The sequence below is a fragment of the Desulfovibrio sp. genome, assembly GCF_019422935.1.
Lineage (GTDB): Bacteria > Desulfobacterota > Desulfovibrionia > Desulfovibrionales > Desulfovibrionaceae > Desulfovibrio.
In genome coordinates this window covers 68,917-87,850 of the sequence record NZ_JAHZCJ010000009.1, presented here as the reverse complement: position 1 = coordinate 87,850, position 18,934 = coordinate 68,917, and the positions used below count along the sequence as shown (strand labels likewise).

At 58.0% G+C, this 18,934-nt stretch carries 17 protein-coding genes; 7 read left to right on the top strand and 10 right to left on the bottom strand.

Features of this window, described 5'->3' with window-relative positions; translation table 11 throughout:
• Positions 1 to 281 precede the first annotated feature (281 nt).
• From QZ383_RS11850 to QZ383_RS11835, 4 genes are all read left to right on the top strand, one after another.
• Positions 282 to 1,025 (top strand): ABC transporter substrate-binding protein, encoded by a 744-nt coding sequence (locus QZ383_RS11850; RefSeq protein WP_291445685.1) that lies wholly within the window; start codon positions 282 to 284, stop codon positions 1,023 to 1,025.
• 85 nt (positions 1,026 to 1,110) lie between these two features.
• On the top strand, positions 1,111 to 1,803 hold the full coding sequence (locus QZ383_RS11845; RefSeq protein ID WP_291445683.1) for an amino acid ABC transporter permease: 693 nt from the start codon (positions 1,111 to 1,113) through the stop codon (positions 1,801 to 1,803).
• Positions 1,804 to 1,805: 2 nt separating this feature from the next.
• Positions 1,806 to 2,564: an amino acid ABC transporter ATP-binding protein gene (locus tag QZ383_RS11840; protein ID WP_022657985.1), complete on the top strand. Its 759-nt coding sequence runs from the start codon at positions 1,806 to 1,808 to the stop codon at positions 2,562 to 2,564.
• The gene (locus QZ383_RS11835) at positions 2,565 to 3,233 is read left to right on the top strand and encodes an amino acid ABC transporter permease (RefSeq protein WP_192112456.1); all 669 of its coding nucleotides are present in this window, start codon (positions 2,565 to 2,567) and stop codon (positions 3,231 to 3,233) included.
• Positions 3,234 to 3,339: 106 nt separating this feature from the next.
• Here QZ383_RS11835 and QZ383_RS11830 read toward each other — a convergent pair whose 3' ends face one another.
• On the bottom strand, positions 3,340 to 3,687 hold the full coding sequence (locus QZ383_RS11830) for a DVU0772 family protein (protein WP_291445681.1): 348 nt from the start codon (positions 3,685 to 3,687) through the stop codon (positions 3,340 to 3,342).
• A gap of 74 nt (positions 3,688 to 3,761) precedes the next feature.
• The gene (locus QZ383_RS11825) at positions 3,762 to 6,485 is read right to left on the bottom strand and encodes a hypothetical protein (protein ID WP_291445679.1); all 2,724 of its coding nucleotides are present in this window, start codon (positions 6,483 to 6,485) and stop codon (positions 3,762 to 3,764) included.
• 85 nt (positions 6,486 to 6,570) lie between these two features.
• On the opposite strand from QZ383_RS11825, the gene QZ383_RS11820 reads away from it, so the two are divergent.
• Entirely contained in the window at positions 6,571 to 6,936 is a 366-nt protein-coding gene (locus tag QZ383_RS11820) for a molybdenum cofactor biosynthesis protein MoaE (protein ID WP_227118567.1), read from the top strand.
• Between the two features lie 184 nt (positions 6,937 to 7,120).
• Here the strand turns inward: QZ383_RS11820 and secF are convergent, their stop codons facing one another.
• From secF to QZ383_RS11800, 4 genes are all read right to left on the bottom strand, one after another.
• A complete protein-coding gene (secF, locus tag QZ383_RS11815; protein WP_291445676.1) occupies positions 7,121 to 8,224 on the bottom strand; it encodes a protein translocase subunit SecF in 1,104 nt (367 codons plus the stop codon).
• 17 nt (positions 8,225 to 8,241) lie between these two features.
• A complete protein-coding gene (gene secD, locus QZ383_RS11810) occupies positions 8,242 to 9,822 on the bottom strand; it encodes a protein translocase subunit SecD (RefSeq protein ID WP_291445674.1) in 1,581 nt (526 codons plus the stop codon).
• Between the two features lie 225 nt (positions 9,823 to 10,047).
• Positions 10,048 to 10,398, bottom strand: coding sequence for a preprotein translocase subunit YajC (gene yajC, locus QZ383_RS11805; RefSeq protein WP_225529899.1), 351 nt, complete (start codon positions 10,396 to 10,398; stop codon positions 10,048 to 10,050).
• Positions 10,399 to 10,504: 106 nt separating this feature from the next.
• Positions 10,505 to 11,290, bottom strand: coding sequence for an alpha/beta fold hydrolase (locus QZ383_RS11800; RefSeq protein ID WP_291445671.1), 786 nt, complete (start codon positions 11,288 to 11,290; stop codon positions 10,505 to 10,507).
• A 122-nt stretch (positions 11,291 to 11,412) separates the two neighbouring features.
• Here QZ383_RS11800 and QZ383_RS11795 point away from each other — a divergent pair, with 122 nt between their 5' ends.
• The gene (locus tag QZ383_RS11795; protein WP_291445670.1) at positions 11,413 to 12,732 is read left to right on the top strand and encodes an amidohydrolase; all 1,320 of its coding nucleotides are present in this window, start codon (positions 11,413 to 11,415) and stop codon (positions 12,730 to 12,732) included.
• Positions 12,733 to 12,816: 84 nt separating this feature from the next.
• Here QZ383_RS11795 and QZ383_RS11790 read toward each other — a convergent pair whose 3' ends face one another.
• The 3 genes from QZ383_RS11790 to QZ383_RS11780 form a co-directional block, all read right to left on the bottom strand.
• On the bottom strand, positions 12,817 to 14,787 hold the full coding sequence (locus QZ383_RS11790) for a YjhG/YagF family D-xylonate dehydratase (protein ID WP_291445668.1): 1,971 nt from the start codon (positions 14,785 to 14,787) through the stop codon (positions 12,817 to 12,819).
• A gap of 149 nt (positions 14,788 to 14,936) precedes the next feature.
• Positions 14,937 to 15,815 (bottom strand): dihydrodipicolinate synthase family protein, encoded by an 879-nt coding sequence (locus tag QZ383_RS11785; protein WP_291445666.1) that lies wholly within the window; start codon positions 15,813 to 15,815, stop codon positions 14,937 to 14,939.
• Positions 15,816 to 15,836: 21 nt separating this feature from the next.
• Entirely contained in the window at positions 15,837 to 17,171 is a 1,335-nt protein-coding gene (locus QZ383_RS11780) for a gluconate:H+ symporter (RefSeq protein WP_291445665.1), read from the bottom strand.
• Between the two features lie 148 nt (positions 17,172 to 17,319).
• On the opposite strand from QZ383_RS11780, the gene QZ383_RS11775 reads away from it, so the two are divergent.
• On the top strand, positions 17,320 to 18,093 hold the full coding sequence (locus tag QZ383_RS11775) for an IclR family transcriptional regulator (RefSeq protein ID WP_192112446.1): 774 nt from the start codon (positions 17,320 to 17,322) through the stop codon (positions 18,091 to 18,093).
• Positions 18,094 to 18,296: 203 nt separating this feature from the next.
• Here the strand turns inward: QZ383_RS11775 and QZ383_RS11770 are convergent, their stop codons facing one another.
• Positions 18,297 to 18,635 (bottom strand): Hpt domain-containing protein, encoded by a 339-nt coding sequence (locus QZ383_RS11770; protein ID WP_240823910.1) that lies wholly within the window; start codon positions 18,633 to 18,635, stop codon positions 18,297 to 18,299.
• Positions 18,636 to 18,934: the final 299 nt, after the last annotated feature.

Below are 18,934 nucleotides of genomic sequence, written 5' to 3'. Positions count from 1 at the left end.
TCGCCCTTGCGGTTTACTCTTATTCTCGAAATGCCCTCGCTTTCGGGTCGGCAAAGCCGACACCGGCTCGCACATTTCGGGCCGCCCTCTGCCCCGGCGGCCCTGTGACGCGGGCTGTCGCCCTTGCGTCACAGCCCTCCTTCTGTTACAGAAAGACCTTGTTTTGCAGTGGCCGCGCGGCGTTGGTAATAAATCCCAACCGCGCAGGTATGCGCGCCAGCCGCCTCAGGCGGCAGTGTCGGCGCATGTCCGTTCTGTCCTTTCCGAGGGGGAAATTGAACATGAAGAAGCTTCTCGTCTGCGCCCTGCTGGCCGCCATACTGGCCGCCGTGCCCGCATTTGCCAAAAAGGCCTATGTAAACGGCATTGACCCCGACTATCCGCCCTTTGCCTACATGGATGAAAAAACCGGCAAACCCGCTGGTTTTGACGTGGATTCCATGAACTGGATAGCCAAGACCATGGGATTTGAAGTTGTTCACAAGCCCATGGCATGGGACGGCATCATCCCCGCCCTGCTCGCCAAGCAGATCGACATGGTTGATTCCGGCATGAGCATCACCCCTGAGCGCGCCAAGGTTGTGCAGTTCTCCAACCCCTACTGGACGGTTTCGCGCGTGTTTGTTGTGCCCGCCGATTCCAAGCTGACCCCTGCAGACATTCTGAGCAAAAAAATCCAGCTCGGCGTGCAGCGCGGCACCTCTGAAGCCAACGACATCAAAAAAGAGCAGGAAGAAAAGAAATATCCTTTTGAACTGCGCTTTTACGAATCTTCCCCTCTTGCGGTTGAAGACCTCCTCAATGGCCGCATCCAGGCAGCCCTGATGGACGAACTGCCCGCCAACAATGCCATTGAAAATGGCCGCGCCGTCAAAAAGGCCGGTACCCACGGCGACCCCGACAATTTCGGCGTTGCCATGCGCAAAGACGACAAGGAACTGCAGAAGCTGGTGAACGAAGGCTATAAAAAGCTTATGGCCGACCCCTACTGGAAAGAACTGCAGCAGAAATACCTGAGCAAATAACGGACGCGCAAGCGCCCACACGTCAAGCGCGAACCGCCTGCAACCCGGACGGTTCGCGCTTGTGCGGAAAAGGCACCCTCCATACATGAATTCATTGCTTGTGGTATACAACGCCCTGCCCTCCATTCTGTCCGGCAGTCTGGTTACGGTGGGCAACGTCACCCTGTCGCTGACGATGGGTCTGCTGCTTGGCGTGCCCCTGGCCGTGGCCCAGGTTTATGGCGGCCCCTGGCTGCGGCGGTTGGTGGCGTTGTATGTTTGGTTTTTCAGAGGTGTGCCCATCTTGGTGCTGCTGTTCCTCTGCTACGGCCTGTTCATCAGCATCGGTATTTCCATTGATCCCTTCTTCATCTGCTGTATCGTTCTTGGCAGCACCAGCACGGCCTACCAGTCGCAGATTTTCAGGGGCGCTATCGAAAGCCTGCCCCACGGGCAGCTCAATGCTGCGCGCGCCCTTGGCATGCGCGAAAGCACGGGCATTTGCTCCATTATTTTACCTCAGGCCATGCGGCTCTCCATCCCTGGCTGGGCCAACGAATTTTCTATTCTCCTCAAGGATTCGGCCATCTGCTTTGTGCTCGGCACGCAAGACATCATGGCCCGCACCTCGTTTGTGGCGGCCAGAACGCATGAGCATCTGGCCCTCTACGCCACTGCGGGCGTGCTGTATTTTGTGCTGACGCTGGTGGTGCTGAAACTGTTGCGTCATCTGGAACAAAAAATCCATGTGCCCGGCTATTCCTCAGGGATCGGCATGGAAGGCATGGGTATGGGATAAGCATGAGCGTGGATCAACAAGCGGTATTGCAGGTCAAGGGCATTTCCAAGATGTTGGGCGGCAAGCCCATTCTGGATAATTGCAGTCTCACGGTGAACCGGGGCGAACTCAAGGTGCTCATCGGGCCTTCCGGCGCGGGCAAGAGCACGTTCCTTCAAAGCATCAACTGCCTTATTCCCCCGGATTCCGGCGAGATTTATCTTGAAGGCCAGTTGCTCAACCGCACGGACAAGGCCGCGCTGTGCGCCTTTCGCGCCCAGGTTGGCATGATCTTTCAGGATTTCAACCTGTTTGATCACCTCACCGCGGAAGAAAACGTGGCCATAGCCCTGCGCAAGGTGCGCGGTATGTCTGCTGCCGATGCACGCGCCCGCGCACAGGAAGAACTGGCCCGCGTGGGCCTTGCCCGCCGCGCAAGCCTGTATCCGGCGCAACTCTCTGGCGGCCAGAAGCAGCGCGTGGCCATGGCCCGCGCCCTCGCCATGGATCCCAAGGTTATTCTGCTTGATGAGCCGACCTCTGCCCTTGACCCAGAACTTGTGGGAGAAGTGCTTGCCGTTATTCGCGATCTTGCCAGCGGCGGCATGACCATGGTCATGGCAACGCACCAGATGGATTTTGCCCGTGCCCTTGCCACCGAAATTATTTTCATGGAACACGGCAAGCTTATTGAACAGGGCTCGCCCGCAGTGCTGCTGGCCGAAGGGTCAAACACGCGTACCCGCGATTTTTGCCAGCGCCTGCTGGAGATGGGGGCCTAAGTGCTGGATGCGGCCTTTTTCAGCAATGAACTACTGCCAGCCCTCAACCGCGGGCTGCTGGTTTCAATTGCGCTCATTATTCCAGCCGGGAGCCTTGGCTTTGTGGGCGGCGTGCTTCTGGGCTGCGCCCGTGCTTTTGGCCCGCGCTGGCTGCGCCGCCTCGGCAACGGCTATACCTCGCTGATACGCGGTGTGCCTTTGGCCGTGCAACTGATGATGATTTATTACGCTCTGCCCAAGCTTGGCATTTTCTTTTCACCCTTTGGTGCGGCCCTGACCAGTTTCACACTCTGCACAGCCGCCTATCAGTCGGAATATGTGCGGGGAGCTCTGCTTTCCATCAGGCAGGGGCAGGTGCGCGCCGCCCAGGCGCTTGGTTTCAGCCAATGGCAGACAGTTTCGTGGATCATTATTCCTCAGGCAGCCAGACGCGCATTGCCCGGCTGCGGCAATGAGATCATCTATCTTATCAAGTACAGTTCGCTGGCCTATCTGGTTACGTGCCTTGAGCTCATGGGCGAAGGCAAGGTTGTTGCCTCTGATACATTTCGCTTCACAGAAGTCTTTATCGCTGTGGGGGCCTACTATCTGGCAATGGTCACCCTGGCAACGTTTCTGTTGCGCTGGCTTGAAGACAGGTACCGCATCCCCGGCTTTGGAGCGCGCTGACGCTACGCTTTGACTTTTTTCCATGTCACGAGAAAGGCCCGCTTTACGCGGGCCTTTTAACATTTCTTTGTATCGTTGGGCACATCAGAGGCACCCTGGCTGAGCATCAATCCTGCCCAAGCTCCTTTTTGAGCCAGGACTTCACTTCGGGCGTGGGCTCGCTTATGCCACGCCAAGAACCGTGAACCTTGCGATAGTCTTCCATCAGCATCTTAGGCAGAGGAACGGTAATCAGATCGTCCGCCCTTTCTGAATTGCGCTTCACAAGCCGGATAACAGGCGGCTCCTGCCAGCTGTCCACCACAAAGTAGTGGGACACATCTTCCTTGGAGCGAACCGGGGGATATTCTGAATGCCAGTCGTTATTTCCCCATTCCAGATACATGGTTACTGCGTGTTCAGGGCTGAGGTTCCAGTCTATATTGTAAAGAGAAAAATCCTTCAGGGATGTCATGGCTTCCTCCTTGTGTGCTTGATTTATTAATAACAATTATCGATAAATTATGCAAGAGGCTGGCCCAAGTTTAGCTATTTCTTCCCCGATTGCTCCGCATCCTTCCTTTTTTGGGCGCGATCCGCCTCAAGTCTGCGTTGCTGACGAATACGCTCAAGCCGGGTTTGCTGCGCCTGCTCACGCTGCTGACGCGCCTCCTCAAGCAGGCGCTCACGCTTGCGGTCAAACACAATTGTCGTGCGCAGGGCGGCAGTCCCCAGAGAAACCATGGTCACAATGAGAATCAGAATCTTCTGGATCGACCACGGCTCGGAGCCGAGAATATCCCGCAGCCAGCCCAAGTGCAGTGTTTCGCCCCAGAAATAGATCACCGGCACTGCAACAAAGCAGAGCAGCAGTCCCAAGGCCTCCAGCCACATGAACGTTTTGAGCAGAGTAAGGCCAAAAAGCGTACCATCACGTACCATTCGCAAAAATTGCAGGCGCTTGCGCAGACTGCGCAGCAATTCTGCCAAATGAGGCGTTTCACCTTGGGCGCGTTTGAAAGCCTCGGCCTCCTTGAAGTTGCACGAAAATGCCCGGTTAATGATGCCCGCGCTCTCATTAAATTCCTGACTGAACTCCCGCAATGCCGCAGGAAAGGGGAACCAGGAGGCTTCATCCCGAATTTCCTGCAGAATATCAAGATAGTACTTGTATCGATTGCGGAGGTCTTCAACCTCGCGGGCTATGCAGTCTTCCATTTCCCTTTCAAGGTTGGGCCGCTCAGCCACGACCTTGAGGTAGGCAAGGTAGTTGTTGATATTGGCAAGGGTTTCCAGTTCACGAACCTTTTCACCAAGTTGCAGCTGTACAGGGTGTTCCGGCGCAAACCAGGCATTGATGCGGGCGCTGATCTCGTTGACGCGAACCCGGTCGGCATCGGCGCATTTTTTGGCCTCTGTCCACAGGTCATACAGGGCTGAAAGGATCAGCAGGCGGCCACGCTCAAGGGCCGGATCAATGAGAATCCTGTTGAAGTACGCGGGTTCTTCACGGATGAGCGTTATGAGCTGATCCAGCACAGGCTCGCAAAAACCCATTTTTACCTGACAGACGATTTCGCGATACTTGACCTCGCGCCACTGAGGCATGACACGCCAAATTTGTGAATACTGTTCTATGGCCTGAGAGAACTGACCTTGCTCTTCCGCCAGACGCGCAAGAAAAAATTCTGTCCAGGCCTGCAAGGCGGGCGACGGCGTAAGCACCGCCGCATTGCGGAACGCCGCTTCCGCACGTGGATAATCGTTGCGCTCAATGTGCGCAAAAGCCTGCACCATGTGCAGACGCGGATCGCGCTGATGCCGCGAGATTGCCTGACTTATCTTCTTTTCCATCTCCGACATTGCAGAAGGAGATGTGGTTATGAGCTTGTCCAGCAGATCCCAGGCGGGGCTGTCATCCTTGGTTGGGATGGCTTCGTTGGGCTCTGGCTCGCGCATGCGGTAAAGCCAGTGCCGCGGCACGTTGCGCAGCTGGCAGGCGGAGTTGATTTCAAGCACGGCGCGCATCACCACAGCGGCATCGTCTTCGCCGCCAAGCACTGCCCCGTAGCCGCCTGCTCCCTTTTCCGTCAGCGTCATCTCGATGCTGCGGAACCCTTCATTGATGGCTTCAAGATCCAGCTGCCCGATGTTTTCCCACACTTCCTGGCTATTGGAGGCTGGCCCAAAACGCGTGGGGCATTCTGACGAATCGTGACTGTGAATACCGCAATAAACGCAGCCAGTGCCAGAGGGGCTGGGCGATGTGAGGCGGCTTGGCATCAGCAGCGTAATAGACCTGCCGCTGAGGCTGTTTTCGTCCAGCATCACGTTGCACCAGCTGTCCATGGCCATCTGCTCGCCGGTAAAGCGCAGATCGCGAACAGTAAACCCCTCGCCCAGCAGATAGGCATTGCGGTAGCTCAGGTAGGGGAAATCCGGCATGAGATTATCCCACTGCAAGCCTATCTTCTTGGGCAGATCAGCATTAAAATTCAGGTTGTTGCGGTCGGCAACCACGCTTACGCAGGGCCAATAGCCCGCAGCTTCGTTTTTCTCCTTGTCAAAACTGTGCAGATAGTCGCGCATGAAGGTGCGCAACATTTGCAGATTGTCTATGGCAATCATCATGAACGTATTGTCCACGATGGATTTGATCTTGTGTTTTTGCAGCAGGGCCTCAAGCCGCTTGAACATGGACGTCCAGCCGACCTGATAGGCCTTGTCGAGAGGACTGCCCAAGGGATGCAGCACGGCAAACCACGATTGGGTGGAGGCATAGGGCATGCGCACATCAACCGTCATGGAGGCCCAGTCAACACCCGCCATGCCCTGTCGCCCGGAACGGCGCTCAAAGGTAATGCCTGGCAGGCCTTTCTTCCCCTCGCGGCTCTTGGGATGTATCCAGATTTCAAGGGCATCGGTCACAACGATCTGCTGGGCCTGCAAGGCACCGTCCAGCAGCAGGTTGACCTCGCGCTTGCGCCCGAACTGCAACCGCCCCGGGAACAGTTCAATGGCAACTGGCAATTCGTTAAAATTGCCCCACACCATCAGCCGGGCCAGCGCCAGAAAAACGTCGTCGGTAAAGAAGAACCAGATTGACTGCTCCGCTTCTTCACCCACCAGCATACCGCCATAATTCAGCAGCGTCTGGCCTACGGCGGGGGCGAGCCTGTCGTGCCAGCTTACCCACACCACATGGCCCATGGTGCTCATGCGCACATCAATATTGCCCGGCAGGCGTGAGAGTAACTGCGATAAATGCGCCATGAATAAAGTCCTTTATACAAAGGCTGCCATGTTGTAGCCTGAAATGAACGGCGTTGATCTAGCCAATAAAACCAAGGCGGTTTTTATGGACATTAACAAAACTCTTCAGGAACTCAAAGCCCGCCCCGGCTTCGCCGACCACGTGGGTATGATGCTGGTGCACAACGGTGTTGTGCGCGCATGGTCGCGCGGGGATCATGCCCCGGTTACCGCAGTACGCGTTTCGCATGACACTGCGAAAATGGACGCCATCTGCCGCGAGATGGAAAAACAGCCGGGAATTTTTGCCATCGTTGCCCAGGCCGAGGAAGGCCTGCTCAAGCCGGGCGATGATCTGCTCTTTCTTGTGGTGGCGGGTGACATACGTGAGCACGTTAAAGCCACCTTTGCAGAACTGCTTGACCGTATCAAGGCCGAGGCTGTCATCAAGCAGGAAATTCATGATGCCTGACGCTTTTGCTTCTGTTTGCCTTATCGGCTGACTTGTAAAAAAGGCATGCCCACAGCATGCCTTTTTTCATTGCAGAGTTATAGCGCGAAAGACCGCAGGACTGAAAAAAACCCCCGGCTGCCGAGGCAACCGGGGATTTTTACATACCTGTCAGGCAAAGCAGCTCTGCGTTTTGCAACAAAGGCTACACAACGCCGTGTTCGCCAGGACGCTCGTATTTTCCCTTTTGCTGCACAAGGGCAACATAAAAATCCGTATCGCCGAGAGCCAGCAACACCGCAGAAGACACGTAGATGGAAGAGAGCGTACCCACAACCACGCCAATAAGCACGGTCAACGCGAAATCATGGATCACGCCGCCGCCCACAAGGAACAGGGACAGCGTTGCCAAAAATGTCGTGCCGCTGGTAAGGATGGTGCGCGAAAGGGTCTGGTTGACGCTGCGGTTAATCAGATCAGCCATGCTCAGCTCGGGCGCAGCGCGCAGATTTTCGCGCAGACGGTCATAAACGATGATGGTATCGTTGAGCGAATAACCCACCAGAGTCAGCAGGGCCGCCATAACGTTGAGGTCAACCTCAACCTTCATGAGCGAGAGCAGGCCCAGAGTGATGCCCACGTCATGCAGCAGGCCCACAACAGCGCCAAGCGCGAAGTTGAGCCGCAGCACAAAGCACACCACAAGGGTGATGGCAAGCGAGATGAGCACCAGCCAGCCCATGCCAAGCCCGGTGAGGCCCACAAGATAGGTGCCGCCCCACAATGCCGCAGCCATGGCCGCGCCAGCCATCCAGCGCTGTTCAAACCGGCCAGAGATATACACGGCAATGAGCAAAACAGCGTAAAAGAGCGCACTCAAGGCCTTATTGGTCAAATCTGCGCCGACCTTGGGGCCGACCACTTCCAGACGCTGGATTTCAGCCTTGTTGTCCGGAAAGGCTGCTGCCAGAGAATCCACAACAGCTGTACGCACTTGTGTTGCATCGCTGTTTTCCGAATTGGAAAAACGCAGCAGATAGTCCCTGTCGCCGTCGCCGAACTTCTGGGTGGTAATGCCCGGCAGAGCAGGAACTTCAAGGCTCTTCTTTAATGCTTCGTCTTTCACGGGCTGCTGAAACTGAATCTGAACAATAACGCCGCCCGCAAAGTCGATGCCCATCTTGAGGCCGTTGCCCCACATGGTGGAGATAATGCCCACCAGAATCAGCAAGGCCGAGATACCGTATGCCCAATGGCGCAGGCCAATAAAATCAAACTTGGTGTCGTGTCTGATAAATGCGAAACCCATAATTGCCTCCCGGCGCGCTAGATGCTGATGCCCTTGGGGCCGCAGTGCCGCGCCCACTCCTCAAAAATGGCCCGCGATACAAAGATGGCCGTAAACATGGAGGCCACGATGCCCAGTCCCAGCGTTACGGCAAAGCCACGGATGGGGCCAGTGCCGAACTGGTACAGGATGACGGTCACAATGATGGACGTGAGGTTGGAGTCGGTAATGGAAATGGCCGCGCGGTCAAAACCTGCGCGCACTGCGGCAAGCGGCGTGAGGCCCAGCCTTATTTCCTCTCGTATGCGTTCGTAAATGAGCACGTTGGCGTCAACCGCCATACCGATGGTCAACACAATACCCGCTATGCCCGGCAGCGTCAGGGTTGCGCCAAAAGCGCCCATGCCCGCCATGACAATAAGCATGGTAAAGCAGAGCATGACGTCGGCAATGAGACCGCTCAAACCATAGTAGATGCCGATGAACAGCACCACGCCAGCAGCGCCCACCATGGCGGCATGAAGGCCGCTGTCGATGGCTTCCTGACCCAGCGAGGGGCCGACCGTGCGCTCTTCAAGCACGGAGACGGGCGCGGGCAGCGAACCTGCGCGCAGCACAATGGCAAGATCCTGGGCTTCGGCAGTGGTGAAGCTGCCTGAGATGCTGGCCTTGCCACCGCCGATGCGCTCGCGGATGGAAGGTGCGGAATACACCTTGCCGTCAAGCACAATAGCCATGCGGCGGCCCACGCTTTCGCCAGTCACGCGTTCAAAAATACGCGCGCCGCGGGCATTAAAATTCAGGGTGACGTACGACTGGTTCATGTTGTCAAAGGCGGGCCGGGCGTCCGACACGTCTTCGCCGGTGAGCATGGCGTCTTTTTCAACAGCGATGAGCGTTTCTTTCTGCTGCTGGCCAGGGTTCTTCTCCAGCATGGGCAGCGCGATCACGCCAGGGGGCAGCACAGCCTTGCCGGGGTCAACATCCTCGCGCACCAGATGGAACTCGAGGTGAGCGGTCTGGCCGATAACCTGCACGGCGCGGCGCGGGTCTGAAATACCCGGCAACTGCACCTGAATGCGGTTGCCAGCCTGCTTGCGGATATCGGGTTCGGCCACGCCAAACTGGTCAATACGGTTGCGGATGGTGCGCAGGGCCTGGTCAAGCGAAAGGTCTTCAATTCGCTTGACTTCCGCCGGGGTGAAGTGGGCTACGTAGCGCAACTGCCCTGCTTCTCCAGCTTGGGGTTCGCCCACGCTCAACTGCGGAAAGTGACGGGCCAGCAGTTCGCGAAACTGCGGTTCATTTTCTGCGCGCGGCAGCACAAATTCAAGAGCGGTGCCGCCCACCACGCGGGGGCGCAGCACAACAATCTTTTCATCTTCGGCCACGCGGCGCAAATCCTGCCCGGTCAGGGCCAGTGAATTGCTCACGGCCTTGGCAACGTCAACGCCAAGCGTCAGATGGATGCCGCCCTTGAGGTCAAGGCCGAGATTGATTTTGCTCGACGGCAGAACGCGCTCAAGAGCTGTTCCCAAATAGGGAACGCTGGGGAGCGCGTAAACAAGGGACAACACAAAAACCATGATGGCTATGGACAAGCGCCAGAGCAGACCCATCGTTCACCTTCCACACAACAGATTAAGCTTTGCCGCAACCACGCGGCTATCCCTTGAGGGACAGCCGCAGGGCTACCGACAAAGCCGGAAACCCCGAAGACCCGAAAATCCGGGCACGTCAAGAGGCAAAAGCCCTTGAGCCGATCCGGCAACCGCCAGTCCAGCTCATGGGCCATGCACTTCGCCCGCCTGGCAGAGGCAGACACAAGTCGCCAAGGCGACCTGCTACTTTTCTTCCTTGGTGTCCTTGCCGCCCTTGGCAGGAATAACGCCGCCGATGGAGCCGCGCGAAACGCGCAGCTTGGCTTCGCCGCTCTCAAGAAGCACCTGTTCATCGTCGATCTCAAGAATACGGCCAAGCAGACCGCTTGAGGTCATAACGTGGTCGCCGCGCTTGAGTTCGGCCAGCATCTGCTTGTGGACCTTGGCCCGCTTCTGCTGGGGACGGATAAGCAGGAACCAGAAAATGACAAACATGACGATGAGGGGCAGAAACTGCATCAGCATTTCCTGTCCGCTGGCGGGAGCGGCCCCGGCCTGGGGCGTGCCCATGGCATAAGCTAAGGATTCAAACAAAACGCACCTCCATAGGGTGTGGGTATAGCATTAAAAAAGTACCGCCCGGCATCGGCAAGGGCAAAACCTTGCCCGCGCCCGATTTTCGGGCAATGCCAGCCAATTTCTATATACGCTGCGGCGCAATCTTGCAAGCCTTTCCCTCCGCCACCTCGCTGGCAAAGGCCGTGACAATGGCGGCCACGCGCTCACGGCTTTCCACGTGCGTTGTTGGCAAATGCCCGCCGTGGGGGCTTGTTACCCGCAAAATATGCAGCCTCGCATCAGCCGCGCCGCACTGTTCAAGCAGAAAACTGGAATTGAAAGGCGGGCATACGCCATCGCTATATAGCTGCACGGCGCACAGCGGCGCGCATATATTGCCAAGAGCCGCCCGGAGCCTTTTTTGCGCCAGTGCCAATTGCTGCAAGTGGCTATACGAACACAGGGTTTCGTGCCCTTGCCAGGGGGCGACTGCCCTGCTCGCCGCAGAGCGTGGCGGCACCAGCCGCACAGGCTGCAAACGGCTCCACAGGGGCAGCAGGGGCATACGCCAGTCGGCAAGGAAAAGGGGATGCAAGCGCCACAAGAAAAGCGGCGTTGCCAGCAGGAGCAGGCCCGCCGGGTTCGGAAACCGCCCCTGCGCGGCCTCCGCAGCAATGTCCAGCGCCAGCAGCCCGCCTAGCGAGTAGCCTGCCAGCAGCACGGGGCCGCCCGCGCACTGCTCAAGGTAGGCAGCGCGGGCGCAGTCAAGCCATTGCGAGTAGGAACTTGCCAGATATTCCTCTTCCGAAGCGGCATGCCCCGGCAACACAGGGCAAACTGCAACATGACCCGCAGCTTCAAGGGCATCGGCCACAGGCCGCACCTCAAAGGGGCTCCCCGCGAGGCCATGCAAGACCAGACAACGCATGCTGTTCACCGTCATTCAACCCGGTACGGCAAGAACTCTTGCCAAGCGCGAGCCAGGGCGCTACACCTGAAATCTCGCGTCATTAATGGAAATATCACGCCAACCTGTCTGCGGAGAAACGCATGCGCCACTGCGACACATTGCTCCATGCCGCCTGCATCGTCACTCAGGACGAGCAGCGCCGCGTTATAGAAAAGGCCTCTCTGGCCATCGACAAGGGTCTGGTTGCCGCAGTCGGCCCCACCGCCGAGATCACCCAGAACTGGCAGTCCGGCAACACCCTGCACTTCGAAAACATGCTCGTTCTGCCGGGCCTCGTCAACGCCCACACCCATGCGGCCATGACCTTTCTGCGCGGGCTTGCCGACGACATGCCGCTCATGGACTGGCTGAACCAGAGTATTTTTCCCGTGGAGCAAAAGCTGACGCCGGAAATGGTGCGCCTCGGCAGCCTGCTTGGATATGCAGAAATGCTGCGCACGGGCACCACCGCCTGCGTGGACATGTATCTTTTTGAAGAATCGGTCTTTGAAGCCGCCGACACGGCAGGTCTGCGCTGCCTGGGCGGCGAAGCGGTTTTTGCCTTTCCTTCTGCGGCTTTTCCGGGGCCGGAGGCAGCGCTGCACGCCACCCGCGCCCTGGCGGAAAAATATCGCAATCACGAGCGCCTGCGCGTGGCCGTGAACCCGCACAGCGTCTACACCACCACACCGGAGATTCTGACAGCCTCCCGCGACCTCGCGCAGGAGCTTGCCCTGCCCCTGCACATTCATCTGGCGGAAACCCCGTCAGAAACGCAGATATGTCTGTCTGCCCAAGGTAAAAGGCCTACGGAATACTGCCGCGGCCTCGGCCTGCTCGACGTGCCCTGCACCCTTGCCCATGTGGTGGATGTGACCTCGGCGGAGCTTGACCTGCTGGCTCGACAACAGGCCGTGGTGGCCCACAATCCATCGTCCAACATGAAGCTGGCCTCGGGCGCTGCTCCGGTGGCGGCCATGCTGGCGCGCGGCATGCATGTGGGCCTTGGCACGGATGGCGCTGCCAGCAACAACAGGCTGAACATGTTTTCAGAAATGGGCCGCGCCGCCCTGCTGCACAAGCTCACAGGGCTTGATCCCACACTGCTGCCTGCGGCGCAGGTGCTGGATATGGCGACCCTCGGCGGCGCAGCCGCCATGCACGATGAACGCCTTGGCTCGCTGGCCCCCGGCAAGGCAGCCGACTGCGTGGCCCTTGATCTCAACGAACCGAACCTGCAACCCATGTATAATGAAGTGTCGCACCTTGTGTATGCGGCCACGGGCATGGAAACCCGCATGACCATGGTGGGCGGCGAGGTTCTGTATCAGGACGGGCGCTTTACCCGCTTCGACTACCCTGCCCTGTGCGAAGAAATGCGCAACGTGCGCCGCTTTGTGCTTGAGGCGTCTGGCGCGTAACAGTTTTTCATTTGTCTATGTCAAAGGGCCGCCCCGAATCACGGGACGGCCCTTTTTTATTGCACTATCAGTCTAAGGGGTCTGCTACATGCCCAGGGCTTTTTTGCCAGCCTCAAGCACTGTGACAATCTTGTCCACATCATACACGCTGCCGCCCCAGGTGCCGCCGCTCACGGCCTGCAAGGCCGCCCACAGGCGGGTGTCGTCAGGCAGGGCGGGCGCGGGCTTGAGGCCGGGGTGCGTTTCGCGCCCGGCAAGAACCTTGGCGCCTTCCTCGGGCGTGAGGGGATGCTGCGGGTCAGTGCCGATAAAGTTGACGCGGCCTTCCAGCTTGTTGCAGTCCACGACCATTTCCACAATATCGCCGTCGCGCAGCTTGGAAACAGGGCCGCCCACCAGTGCTTCCGGCCCGATATGGCCAACGCAGGCACCGGTGGAAACGCCGGAGAAGCGCGCGTCCGTCAGCAGGCACACATACTTGCCATACGACAGATGCTTGAGCGCCGAGGTGAGCTGATAGGTTTCTTCCATACCGGTGCCGCAGGGGCCGCCGCCGATAACCACCAGCATATCGCCCTTTTCGATCTTTCCGGCCTTGATGGCCTTGATGGCGTCAGGCTCGGCGGTGAAAACCTTGATGGCCGCCGTGTGGCGGTAAACGCCGTCAGCATTGATGACCGTGGGGTCAATGGCCGTGGACTTGATGACCGAACCCTCGGGCGCAATATTGCCCACGGGGAAGGTAATGGTGGAGGTCAGTCCGCGCTCCTTGGCGCGGGCGGGCGACATGATCACATCGTCCGGCTCCACGTTGTCCAGCTCCTTGAGCATGCGGCGGAAGTGGGCGCGGCGTTCGCTCTTTTCCCACCATTCAAGGTTTTCGCCCACGGTATGGCCGGTAACGGTGAGTGCGTCCAGATGCAGCAGGCCAAGGTCGCGCAGGTGCAGCATGACTTCCGGCACGCCGCCAGCCATAAAGGCGCGGACAGTGGGATGATACACGGGGCCGTTGGGCAGCACGCTGACCAGACGGGGGGCCATGCTGTTCACACGAGCCCAGTCTTCCACCGTGGGGCGATGGCAACCGCCCGCATGGGCAATGGCGGGCAGATGCAGCAGCAGGTTGGTGGAACCGCCAAAGGCCGCATGCACCATCATGGCGTTTTCAATGGCCTTGTCGGTGATGATATCCTTGATGGTGATGCCTTTTTTCAGCAGGCCCATCACGGCCTTGGCCGACTGACGGCCCACTTCCACCCACACGGGTTCGCCAGAGGGGGCAAGGGCCGTGTGCGGCAGGGCCAGACCAAGACCTTCGGCCACAACCTGCGAAGTGCCGGCAGTGCCGAGGAACTGGCAGCCGCCGCCAGCGGAACCGCAGGCGCGGCAGCCAAGGCGGGCTGCGTCCTCAAGGCTCAGTTCGTTGTTGGAGTAACGCGCGCCGATGGTCTGCACCTTGCCGAGGTCTTCGCCGTCGGTGGGGGGCAGGGTCGAACCGCCGGGCACGAGCACGCAGGGCAGGTCGTGCATGGAGGCCAGAGCCATCATGGTTGCGGGCAGACCCTTGTCGCAGCTGGCAACGCCGATAACAGCGCCAACGGTGGGCAGGGAGCGGATCTGCCTGCGGAAGACCATGGCAGCATCGTTACGGAAGGGCAGGGAGTCATACATGCCAGTGGTGCCCTGGGTGCGACCGTCGCAGGGGTCGGTCACGTATGAGGCAAAAGGCACGCCCTTCTGCTGTTTGATCTCCTTGCTGGCGGCGGAAATCTGCAATCCCAGCTCCCAGTGGCCCACGTGCAGGCCCAGGGCATCGGGGGTGCCGTCGTCGTTGCGCTTGCCGCCAAGGGTGCTGATGATCAGCACGTTGGGGCCAAGAATATCTTCGGGCTTCCAGCCCATGCCCGCATCCAGGGTCATGCCGAAAATATCGCCGCAGGGCAGTTCGCGCAGCATGTCGCCAGTGAGCGGCAGCGAACCCTTGGGGCCGGAAGCATGGGTCTTTACATCATATACATCGTTCTGCGGATTGGCGTAAATATCTGCAATGGACATAGCATACTCTCTTTGTTGAGAAGTTGCCGGTTTCAGCGGGCGGCCTGAGGGAGGCCGCCCTTTGCATCATTACAAGGCCCTGAAACCGTGACGGCGTCTGCGTAACCAACGCCGATTGCTCCATCTGGGCATTTCACGCTTGAAATGCCCTAAAAACCGCGCATGAATTCCCGCACGGCAAACATCTGGGCAGAAGTTGCCTCCTGATAGGGGGACGCAACCGTGGCAGAGGCAAAAATGCCCGCATCCACAAGCAGGCCCTTCATGGCCGCCATAAAGGGCGAGGAGAATCCGTACACGCCCACAATGCGGTTGAACAACTGCTGATACTTCATGGTGCCGTCAAAATCACGGGCCTTCATGGCATCGCGCCAGGCCACGCACAGGTCGGGGCGCACGTTGGAAACAGCCGCAATGCAGCCGTCACCACCAGCCAGAATGTTTGACGCAAAGTTATGGTCAAAGCCGCTCAGCACTTCAAAGGAGGGGATGTTGCCCTTGACGGTCTGGATAAGCTCCACCGTGTGGGCCATGTCGGGAATGGTATCCTTGATGCCCACAATATTGGGATAGCGGCGGGCGAGTTCAAGCACCACGCTGGGCGAAATGGTGTATCCGGTGCGGTCAGGATAGTTGTAGATGTACACCTTGCCGCGCACCTGCTCCGCCACCGCGCCGAAGTAGCTCATCACGTCCGCATCGGTGAGGGCAAAATACCACGGCCCCACCACCATCACGCCGTCCGCACCCTGTTCAAAGGCAAAGTTGGACATGGCGACACATTCTTCAACCCGCATGTCGCCAGTGCCGATAAGCACCTGCATACGGCGGTCGATGTGTTTGATGGCCTCAGAAATCAGGCTCTTGCGTTCTTCAACAGAAAGGTGCGGAAATTCGCCGGAACTGCCGAATATGGCCGCGCCGTCAATACCGGCATTGATAAGAAAGTCGTAGTGCTTGAGGCACGACTGTACGTCGATTTCTGTTTTGCTTTTCAGCGCGGTAAGTGTGGGCGTTATATATTTCATCATAATCTCCGTATAGCTCAGTTAGATAACGAACGATGCCAGGTAGCAGAATATCGCCGTGATGATCGACACAATGCAGCCAGATAACGTGAAGGACATATACATGTCTTTGACCGACATGTTCAAAAATTCGCGGAAGAACCAGAAGCCGGAGTCCGTAACGTGCGACCAGCCGATGGCCCCAGCGCCGATGGAAATGCACATGAGCGCAGGGTCAACAGGATGCACGGCCAGCACAGGGCTGATAAAGCCCGCAGCCGTCATCATGGCGACGGTGGCGCTGCCAAGGGCAAAGCGCATGATGGAAGCAATCAGCCAGGCCATGATGACCGGGTGCATGTTGAGCGTGACCAGCACGTCCTTGAGCACGTTGCCCATGCCGGAATCCATGATGACCTTGTTGAAGCTGCCCGCAGCGCCAATAACCAGCAGAATGGAAACCATGGGCAGGAGGGATTTGTCGCAGAAGCCGCTCAGTTCAATGGAGCTGAAGCCCCGCTTCACGCCGAGGAAGATCAGGGAAGCTACGGCAGAAATGAACAGGGCGATCACAGGATGGCCCAAAAATTCCACCAGGGGCATGTAGGCCGCATCCTTGCTGGAGGAAAATTCCACCACGGTCTTGCCGATCATGAGGATCAGCGGCAGCAGGGTCAGCAGCAGGGTTCCGCCAAAGTTGGGCAGATCGCGGCCATCCTTGCTGATAACCGTGGTAACGGCCCCTTCAGGCAGCGGCACATTGATGCGCTTGCTGATGTACTTGGCAAAAATGGGGCCGCCGATGACAGCGCCGGGCACCACCAGGATGAGGCCGTAAAGGATCACCTTGCCCACGTCGGCGTTCAGTTCCTTGGCAATTGCCATGGCTGCGGGATGCGGCGGCACAACGCAGTGCACAACCAGCAGGCCGGTGTAGAGAGAAAGAGCCACCAGCAGAATGGAAAGCTTGGATTCCTTGGAAATAGAGAAGGCCAGGGGCATCAGGAGCACCATACCCACCTGGGCAAACACGGGGATGCCGCAGATGTAGCCGATGATGAGCATGGCCCAGTAGGCCTTGGTCTGACCAAAAACGCCAATAAGCGATTTGGCGAGCCGCTGCGCGCCGCCCGAAACTTCAAGCATCTTGCCCATGAACGCGCCCAGCGCGAGGATGGGAGCCAGAAAGCCCAGGGTATTGCCCATGCCCTTTTCAATGGAGGAGCCAATGGCCCCCAGGGGCATGCCGCTGGCAATCCCCAAAAAGGCGCAGGCAGCCATAAGCGCCAAAAATGCATGAACCCTGTAACGCACGCACAGCATCACGATGCCGACGATTGTCACGCCAAGAATAATCAGAGCACCCGTTGTTCCCATTTGGTCACCCTCTTTTCAGGATTGCAGCCTTATTGTTTGTATATGCGAACTTAATACGTAAATACAAACTATACGGACAAACAATCTGCGTCAAGCATCCCTCCGAGCATTTCTTGAAAAAATTATTTTTCCGTGCAAAACAATGGGCATGCAAGACCAACAAAAACCAACCGTCCACATGCCGACCCAGCGGGTCATTTCACTCCTTGAAGCTCTGGCTGATACAGAACACGGCCTCACGCTAACCCAGCTTGCCCAGTGCATCGGCAGCAGCAAGGGCACAATTTCGCCCATTCTTGAGACCCTGCAACAGCATGATTTCGTTCGCAGAGACAAACTCTCTGGCCGGTATGAACTGGGCCGGGGCCTGTACCTGTTTTCAGAGGGTTTCCGCACGCAGGATCCCCTCATGGCGCAGGCGCAGGCCTGCATGCGGCAGGTGGTGGACGCCTGCGCCGAAATCTGCCAGCTGGGCATTCTCTCCCATACCGAAGTGCTCTACATAGCCAAGGTGGATTCGCGCGAGCCTATCCAGATCATTTCCCGCGTGGGGTCGCGCATGCCCGCCCGCAAAACGGCCCTGGGCAAGGCGCTGCTCAGCCAGTGCAAAAGGGAGGAAGTGGTCGCCCTTTTTGCCGGGGAGCTCTGCACCGAGCCTTTTGACATGGACGCTTTTCTGGAAGAGCTGCAAAAGGTACGTCAGGGGGCCATTGCCAGAGATATTGGCGAAATCAACCCGCAGCTGCATTGCTATGCCGTGCCTGTTACCTTTGCCGGGCGCGTGGACTGCGCCATGAGCGTCTCCCTGCCCGCCTTTCGCGACACGCCGGAAAAACATCAACAGGTTGAGAGTGAACTTCGCAAGGCTGTGGCTAAGCTTGAGCAGTTCATGGACGAAACGCACGAGTGTTTCTGCCCATAGGCCTGTGGGCAGACTGGCATTTAAATATTTTGCGGGAATGGGGCTTTTTGCATAAGGGCATCCAGCCAGCCCCGCTTTTATTACTTCAAAATATTGCAGGAATCACCGGCCAGAAACAGGCCCGCGATTGCCTGCCGCCCATAAAAAAAGCCCCTCTGCCGGATATCCCAGCGGAGGGGCTCAACTTTTTCAGCAAAGTCAGCCTACTGCGTCATAAAGGCGTGCATGGTCACAAGCGTGTCCATGTGCGCGGCAGAAAAATGGCTCATGGCGCGGTCGGTATCCGCCCCGGCCTTGACGGCCATTTCAAGCTCAAGCGCAGCGGCGGCCAGCGCCTTGGCCCCCAGATTGGCGGCTGCTCCCTTGGTGCTGTGCACAAGGTTGCGGGCTTCTTCCTTGTTGCCGCTCTTCAGGGCCTGAGCCACCTTTGACGGGGTGTCGCGTTCCGTTTCAATAAACTTGGCAAGCAGCTTGACGTACATGTCGCGCTTGTTGAGCACCCTGGCAATGGCTTCCTTCCAATCCAAAACTTCCTCGGTCATGTTGTCCTTCTTGGCGCAGGTTAAGAAAAAGCGGCAAGCCGCTTGCAGTAATAACGCGGTCGGCATCCCCAAACCCGGATAAGCCGCAAAACCCCCTGGCGGCGCACCCGGCAGGCTGGCGATACATGCCGTAACGGCGTCAGTCTGCTGGGCGAATACTGCCAGCAACAAATTACCCTGACAAGGACTTTATGCGCCAAACACAAACACGGGAAATCGAGAACAATTTCAAGGCATTTGCAGCTGCCTTCAGAGGCCTGAAAACTGTTCGTGATCTTCGAAGAACGCTGTTGGCTCGT

What these genes read in the sequence shown, in the direction of transcription:
- QZ383_RS11850 (WP_291445685.1), top strand. Translation starts at nt 282, where the DNA reads ATGAAGAAGCTTCTCGTCTGCGCCCTGCTGGCCGCCATACTGGCCGCC.
- QZ383_RS11845 (WP_291445683.1), top strand. Translation starts at nt 1,111, where the DNA reads ATGAATTCATTGCTTGTGGTATACAACGCCCTGCCCTCCATTCTGTCC.
- QZ383_RS11840 (WP_022657985.1), top strand. Translation starts at nt 1,806, where the DNA reads ATGAGCGTGGATCAACAAGCGGTATTGCAGGTCAAGGGCATTTCCAAG.
- QZ383_RS11830 (WP_291445681.1), bottom strand. Translation starts at nt 3,687, where the DNA reads ATGACATCCCTGAAGGATTTTTCTCTTTACAATATAGACTGGAACCTC.
- QZ383_RS11825 (WP_291445679.1), bottom strand. Translation starts at nt 6,485, where the DNA reads ATGGCGCATTTATCGCAGTTACTCTCACGCCTGCCGGGCAATATTGAT.
- QZ383_RS11820 (WP_227118567.1), top strand. Translation starts at nt 6,571, where the DNA reads ATGGACATTAACAAAACTCTTCAGGAACTCAAAGCCCGCCCCGGCTTC.
- secF (WP_291445676.1), bottom strand. Translation starts at nt 8,224, where the DNA reads ATGGGTTTCGCATTTATCAGACACGACACCAAGTTTGATTTTATTGGC.
- secD (WP_291445674.1), bottom strand. Translation starts at nt 9,822, where the DNA reads ATGGGTCTGCTCTGGCGCTTGTCCATAGCCATCATGGTTTTTGTGTTG.
- QZ383_RS11800 (WP_291445671.1), bottom strand. Translation starts at nt 11,290, where the DNA reads ATGCGTTGTCTGGTCTTGCATGGCCTCGCGGGGAGCCCCTTTGAGGTG.
- QZ383_RS11795 (WP_291445670.1), top strand. Translation starts at nt 11,413, where the DNA reads ATGCGCCACTGCGACACATTGCTCCATGCCGCCTGCATCGTCACTCAG.
- QZ383_RS11790 (WP_291445668.1), bottom strand. Translation starts at nt 14,787, where the DNA reads ATGTCCATTGCAGATATTTACGCCAATCCGCAGAACGATGTATATGAT.
- QZ383_RS11785 (WP_291445666.1), bottom strand. Translation starts at nt 15,815, where the DNA reads ATGAAATATATAACGCCCACACTTACCGCGCTGAAAAGCAAAACAGAA.
- QZ383_RS11780 (WP_291445665.1), bottom strand. Translation starts at nt 17,171, where the DNA reads ATGGGAACAACGGGTGCTCTGATTATTCTTGGCGTGACAATCGTCGGC.
- QZ383_RS11775 (WP_192112446.1), top strand. Translation starts at nt 17,320, where the DNA reads ATGCAAGACCAACAAAAACCAACCGTCCACATGCCGACCCAGCGGGTC.
- QZ383_RS11770 (WP_240823910.1), bottom strand. Translation starts at nt 18,635, where the DNA reads ATGACCGAGGAAGTTTTGGATTGGAAGGAAGCCATTGCCAGGGTGCTC.